The sequence below is a fragment of the Mycobacterium sp. genome, from assembly GCF_032162605.1.
Lineage (GTDB): Bacteria > Actinomycetota > Actinomycetes > Mycobacteriales > Mycobacteriaceae > Mycobacterium.
In genome coordinates, this window is record NZ_JAVROT010000051.1 from 1 (window position 1) to 6,194 (window position 6,194).

5 protein-coding genes are annotated in these 6,194 nt (G+C 65.6%); 1 reads left to right on the forward strand and 4 read right to left on the reverse strand.

Going from position 1 to position 6,194, the window contains the following annotated elements; genetic code table 11:
- Positions 1-161: DUF1942 domain-containing protein (locus tag QOI01_RS02770; protein ID WP_526378380.1), on the forward strand; the 161-nt coding region annotated here is incomplete at its 5' end.
- A gap of 555 nt (positions 162-716) precedes the next feature.
- On the opposite strand, the gene QOI01_RS02775 is transcribed toward QOI01_RS02770, so the two are convergent.
- The 4 genes from QOI01_RS02775 to QOI01_RS02790 all read right to left on the reverse strand — a co-directional run.
- Positions 717-1,955, reverse strand: coding sequence for a hypothetical protein (locus tag QOI01_RS02775; protein ID WP_526378374.1), 1,239 nt, complete (start codon positions 1,953-1,955; stop codon positions 717-719).
- A 667-nt stretch (positions 1,956-2,622) separates the two neighbouring features.
- Positions 2,623-3,930 carry a hypothetical protein gene (locus tag QOI01_RS02780; RefSeq protein ID WP_526378376.1) on the reverse strand — a complete coding sequence of 436 codons (1,308 nt, stop codon included), beginning with the start codon at positions 3,928-3,930 and terminating at the stop codon, positions 2,623-2,625.
- 976 nt (positions 3,931-4,906) lie between these two features.
- Entirely contained in the window at positions 4,907-5,788 is an 882-nt protein-coding gene (locus QOI01_RS02785) for an LLM class flavin-dependent oxidoreductase (RefSeq protein WP_526378382.1), read from the reverse strand.
- Between the two features lie 60 nt (positions 5,789-5,848).
- On the reverse strand, positions 5,849-6,194 hold a 346-nt coding region (locus tag QOI01_RS02790; protein WP_526378378.1), incomplete at its 5' end, for a serine hydrolase.

Below are 6,194 nucleotides of genomic sequence, written 5' to 3' on the forward strand. Positions count from 1 at the left end.
TTATGAAGGGAAACGAGACGGACGGCCTTCCTAACCAACCGATCGCGGCGGGTACCCAAACAACTGGGAGGGTTTACTTCGACGTACGAGGGGGCACAGCACCCGACAGCGTTGTTTACCGGGACGCTTTAGGTACCGATATGGTTGTCTGGACGGGCTAACTCATTTCTTTCGGCTCAAGCCGCGCGAGAGTCGGACGGGACCGGCCCAAAACCCGGCGAGCGGGTTTGACGCCGACCGTCGCAGTGCGCAAACCGGCGACCGAGATACCCATACCGGGGCTGTATCCGCCCAATCAGTCTGTTGGAGCAGATCGAACTCGTTGCCGACGTCCAGGTCCCAGCCAAGGAAACATTCATTTACCGACGCAGTGGAGCGGTTTAGTCCCATGTTCGGAACCTTGGTCGACCTCTTGGCTTTCGACATGGCTGTTGTGCCGGGCTTCGGGCAGGTACACATGACCGACATTTCGAATCCTGCCGGGGACACCACACTAAAAATTGGCCTTCACCAGCCACTATAAGGCCATCCGATGCAGCTGTCGGACGGGGCTCAACAATGATCCAACCATCGAGCGTCTTCGCTGGTGGGCCGCGTTCGTTGGCTGCCGGGGTGCGTGCGGTGCCGCTGCCCAGGAGCCGACGTCAGCGCGCTGCGTGGCGCATGCGATTGGCCGAAGGCCAATCTCGGCGGCCGACAGCCCTCCGGCCGTGCATCTAGTCCCTTGATCTGCTCGTCCGGTGCGGGTGCGCATCCGCTTTCTTCGCGTCATCGTGCGCACCTTTGCGCGCCTTCGCCATTGCGTCGTGCCGCAGATGCGATAGCGCCTCCGCGGCGTGCGATGGCGCCTCCGTGCCGCTCGCCCGTCGATTGGCCGACGGATCCGCATCCTCGGCGCTACGCGTTCGGCCCGGCTTCACCTCCAGTGCGCCCGCCCTAACCGACTGCCCCGCATCCTCGGTCACGCCGCGCTTCGTCGTGGGACCCATCAAGGTGGGGCGGCCATGCACCAGCGGGCTTGTATCCACCACCGAGGACCGGTCGCGAACCGCCGTGCGGAGCCCAAGAACTGTTGCAGCAGTCTGTGTTTGGTCCGGTGTCGACACGCTCGTCCCAGCAGGCCCAGCGGCCTCCGCCCGGATGTCGTTGATGGCGGTGTCGATCGCCTGCACGACGACGGAGATGGCCGCCTGGCCCGCCGCGGCGGCGGTCTGAACCCCCGCCGCGATCGCGCGCACCGGATCGCCGCTCGCCGCCAGTTCCTGCGCAATGGCGTCGGGCACCGAAGTGATGGTGCCTAGGACGTCGTTGAGCGCCGGAAAGATGATGGCCGCTCCGACGTTGATGAGCCCGATGACGGCGACCTGAAGGACGCCGTGCGGCATCACGGTCGGCGTGGGGTTGGGCACGATCGGGGCATGGAGGGCGTCGAAGGTCTCCTGGCGTGCGGTTTGGATGGCGGTGACGATTCCGGGCAGCCCATTCGCGGCGGCGGGGATCACGTTCAGCAGTCCGACCACGCCGGTCTCGAAGGCGTTGAGCGCGCGCGGCGCCACCACTGTGCCGTCGGCGAGGATGGTCGCCGCCCAGGCGGCGTTCGTCGGACCCGTCACCGAGGCCGCGGCGGCGCCGATCGCCTTGAGCAGGTTGCCGGATTGTGCTGCGGCCAAGAACACCAAGGGTGCCTGTGCCGTCGTCGCGGCTGCCGTCACGCCGGTCTGGACGAGCAACGGGCAGATGATCGCGCAATAGGTCACCTGATTGCCCAGGAAGCTGGTGATGAGCCCACCTGGCGGCACCCCCGTGGCGGCCAATCGGATGTCCGCAGTCGAGATCGCCGGGGGTGCGTGTGTCGGGATCGCCGCATCGGGAGGCGCTACGGCGGTTGAAGCAATGGTCGCGGCCACGAGTCCCACGGCAGCGAGTCTGGTGTGAGCGTGGGTCGATGGCTGCATGGCGCCCCCTTCTCGACTGACATTGTATGACACGCGCCACACCCGTGAACGGTTCAATTGCCATCGACGTCGACGAGGGGCACCTCGGGTCGGCAGCGGGGTGATCGACCGGAACGGGGACGATGCCGACGATGACGGACCATTGACGATGATTGGACTGGGATTCGCTGGGACGGGAGCGGTCGTGTTCCTGGTGCCGGGTGGTCCGATGCGAGCACCGTCGAACTGGCTCGCGAGCTCGGCGCTGCCGTAGCGGGAGACGGCATTGTCGAGCAGCGCTGCTGAGATCGCGAATCAGGTTGTGTCGTAGTGCCTTCTGCTGTCGTGCGTGTTGTTCCCAAGCCCCAGGCTGCCCGATGCGTATGCGCCTTCATCGGTGTCATCGACAAAGGGTCTTTTCGAGCGACTCGCTTCTGCATGCACACGCTCCCAAGACGTGGTCGATGTCTGCTTCTCTCGACTGACGGATGAGAGCTACCAAGCGTCGTAGTCGACATGGACGCAATTGCTCGGTATTCGAAGCGGGGCACGAGTTGACACTCGTCCAACTCAGTCGTCGCAGACGGTCGAGACACTGCATCGGGTCTCTCCGCCGTCGGATTCCGAGCGGTACTTGGTGACCTTCGTCTTCGGGCGTGCGCGCGTGAACTGAGATCTGGCTCGCGCCCTACGCTGCAGCCTCACCCTGCATCGCGCCTTCATCCGTCCCGTGACCCTCGTCGTGGTCGGTCTTCGGCGTAACGCCAGCCGACTCCGGCCGACCAGGCGCCGGCTTGACCGGACGAGTCGAAGGAACAGTGGCGCGTGAGGGCGAATTGATTTCACCGGCCAGCCTGCGCGGCTTGTCAGGCTTCACCTTCTCCGGCGACCGATCCCCGGCCCGAATGGGCGGTTCGTGCTCGACCGCCGTACGTCCACTGACTGCTTCATTCGGGGATGGGCTGTCGCTCAACACTTTCGGCACCTCAGCTTTGGTCGACGCTGCGGCGCCGGTAGCGGGCTCGGACTCAGCCTCGACGGGCACGGCGTCCAGCCCAACCGGGTCGCTGTCCACTCCGACGGGCTCGGCGTCCACTCCGACATGCTCGGCGTCCACCCCGACCGGTTCGGCCGAGAGCGCAAGCTCCTCCTGGACGGGCAAGGTAGGAACAAGCGCCAGGGGCGCCGCAGCATTGGCGGCCGACAACGGCGCGGCACCGTCGATCGTCGCGATGCGATGGGCGAGCGCTGATTCGGGGTCGATCGCCCCTCCGGCCGGCGGTGCCGGCGGGAGGAAGAGTGCTCGCTCCTGCGCCGCTAGCTCCGGAAGGGCCACGTCGGTCAGTGCGGCCCAGAGGTTGGCGAGCGCTTGGCCCAGGGTGAGCCTGTTCGAGGTGACCTGCTCCAGATTGTCGATCGCACTACTGACCATGGTGCCGACCAACCGACCCAGAATCGAGACCTGGTCGACGGTGAGGGCATTGGGCACGGGGAGGTAGTACAGGGGTGAGACGGCAGCAGTGATGATCCATCGCACCCACGGCTCGGCACCGGCATTGGGCGCGTCCGCGGGAGGTACCACCCCCGCGTGGCCGTTCAGCTCCGTGGTCGCGAAGTCGACGACCGCACCGGCGGCATCGACAGCGATGTTGTTCAGCGCCACGGCGAGCTCGATGTCCCCGCCGATGAAGGCGCCGAAATTGTGAACGAGGCTGTACGTCACGGGGTCGACCAACGTCTCGTATGCCACCGAGAAGTGGTACAGCGCCGCGCCGGGTATGGGAAGGAACCGACCTGCCCAGAGTGCGAGAGCTACGCCGTAGTCCAGACCGGGCCGCGCGGCGTCGTAGGCCGCCATCAGGTCATCCAATCCCTGGTCGGTGACCAACCCGACGGTGACTGGTTGCGTTTCGGCGACCAGCGTGACGGCCCGCTCTGCTGAGGTGTGAGCTGGCGGCGCGACGGACGGCGCGATGGCGATGGCGATGGCTCCCACTAATGCCAGGCTCGCAGCTCGAGCCGATCTTGCCGAAACAACCACATTCGCCCCCTGAGACCAGAATTTAACGAACCCGCTGATTAAAGCGCTGTCCGGCCCATCTGTCCCCCCGGGCAGCAGAACGACCCCCAAATCTTCGCCAGTGCGAGGACGCGTGCCCGACTGATGCCACGAGCCCTTGATCCTGGCGTGCGCACCATGCGCAAAATCGAGAAATCGCGTGTAGCGCGGGTTGTTGGCACAAGCGCGCCATGGCGCGAGGAGCTCCCTAACGTCGGATGCAGGACGCCCCTAGTGGGGTCAACTGCGAAGTTGCGAAGATCCTGCAATGAAAGTCGCGCTTGTGCTCACAACCCGCGCAATTTTCGAAAGGCGTCTCGTGCGCATTGTGCTCAGCGCGCCGGGAAACGTTGCCGCCCATCAACGCCACACAATCGAGGTGCGCTACGAGCCGTCCGTTGACTGCTTAAATCGACTGTGCGACAGCATATATCGGCATCAATCGGATGTACCTTCGAAGCCTACCGAGGGCAGGCACCCAATCGGAGTCCGAACCGACGTTACGCGGTGGACGTCACTCGGTCAGCCCCCTGAATGTCCCGAGCTTCAACGATCGGGTCAGTTCACGGCGCCGCGGGTCACTTGTAGCCCTGGTGCAGAGCGGTGTCGCGACGGCAGTCGCGCTGCCTGACCCGGCGCACCGAGTTGGAGCATTGCCGGCCCGCGGATCACCCTCCGCCAACGCAATGAGACCTTCGCCGATGAGACGCAACGTCGTCGCCTGCGCCCGGTGGCAGCCTTTTCTCGCGTGCCGCCCAGTAGCCGCACAACACCGCGTCGGGAAGTACGTAGCCCGCACCTCGACATTTGCTGGAAAATTTGTGTGGCGGTCTCTGATGCGGTGTGCCCGACCTTGAATTAGCCGCACGAACCGTCCTGCGGTACGTAATTCCCATGAAGCGCTTGAACACCTCTACCCGAATTCCTTGGCCACTTCGGCCACCCTCCGCAATTGGTCGACGTTCGAACTCGTCGGGATGAGGTGTACTTCGTCGGTGCCGATGGCCTCGAACCCGCGCAGCACGGCAAGCAGTTCTTCATCGGTGCCCGCCCACCCCGTGGTGGGCGCCATGGCATCGACGAACTCCGTCGGTATCCAGTTCATGTAACGGCGTAGGTGGTGGTGCATCTGGGCACGTGGCTGGTCGCCGTCACCGATCGCGAACCAGAAGGACGTGGCCAGGTGCGGCGCCGCCTTGTCTGCTTCGGCCCATGCAGCGCGGGCTACGTCGAATAGTTCGTTCTGCTTGGCGAGGTCGAGGTCGAGGGTCGTCCCCGCCAGCCCTTCGGCCCAGTCCGCTGCGCTACGCACCGTCTTCGGGCCGATCGTGCCGACCAATAGCCGGGGGCCTCCCGACTGCACCGGTGCGGGTCCAACGGGCAGGACGGACTCGGTGACCTTCTCGCCGGACCACACCCTCTTCATGATCGCGACTCGCTCGGCCATTCCGCGCATCGTCTGCGTCGAGGTGTCTGCGCCGACGGCGGTGTAGTCCTCTTCGCGGCCCCCGACGCCGATGCCGACGGTGAGCCTGCCGCCGCTGAGCATGTCGCCGGTCGCCAGCGCCTTGGCCAGCATCACCGGATCGTGGAGTTGGGGGACGATGACGGTCGTCACCAGATCCACCCGGTCGGTCCATGCCGACATGGCGCCGAGCAGCGTCAAGGAGTCGGGATTGCCGAATGCGATGCGCTCACCCCAGCACAGCGAGGAGAACGGGCCGTCGTCGACGACGCGGGCCCACGCCCTCAACATCGCCGCATCGAGATCGGGCTCCATCACCGGCAAGGTCATTCCGATACGCACGACCGGAGTCTGGCATGCGGCATGACTCCACGGCCGCGGTTGAGGCTTTCAGCTCCCGGGCTGGCTTGGCGACGCCGCCGACGGCGCGGCGCCCAGTCGGTAGACGTCGTCCGGTATCGCGATCTGGGTGACGGCGGTGGCCAACTGGCCCGCTGCATGGTCGTGCGGCTCATCGGAGTTCGTCATCACGACGAGCGTCGCGTCGCGTTCGGGCAGATACACCACCACCGTCGTGTAGCCGGGGATGTCGCCGTTGTGCCCGATCCAGCCGTTCGCGTTCATGATCGCGAAGCCGTACCTCGCTCCACCGGGGATGATCTCGGCCGTTCGCAGACGGGCGGCCTGCGACCGGGCACTCAGCAGAGCGCCCTTCCCGACCGCGGCGGCCCACAGC

Coding starts and splice junctions, on each gene's coding strand:
- QOI01_RS02775 (WP_526378374.1), bottom strand. CDS start 1,955: ATGCAGCCATCGACCCACGCTCACACCAGACTCGCTGCCGTGGGACTC.
- QOI01_RS02785 (WP_526378382.1), bottom strand. CDS start 5,788: ATGACCTTGCCGGTGATGGAGCCCGATCTCGATGCGGCGATGTTGAGG.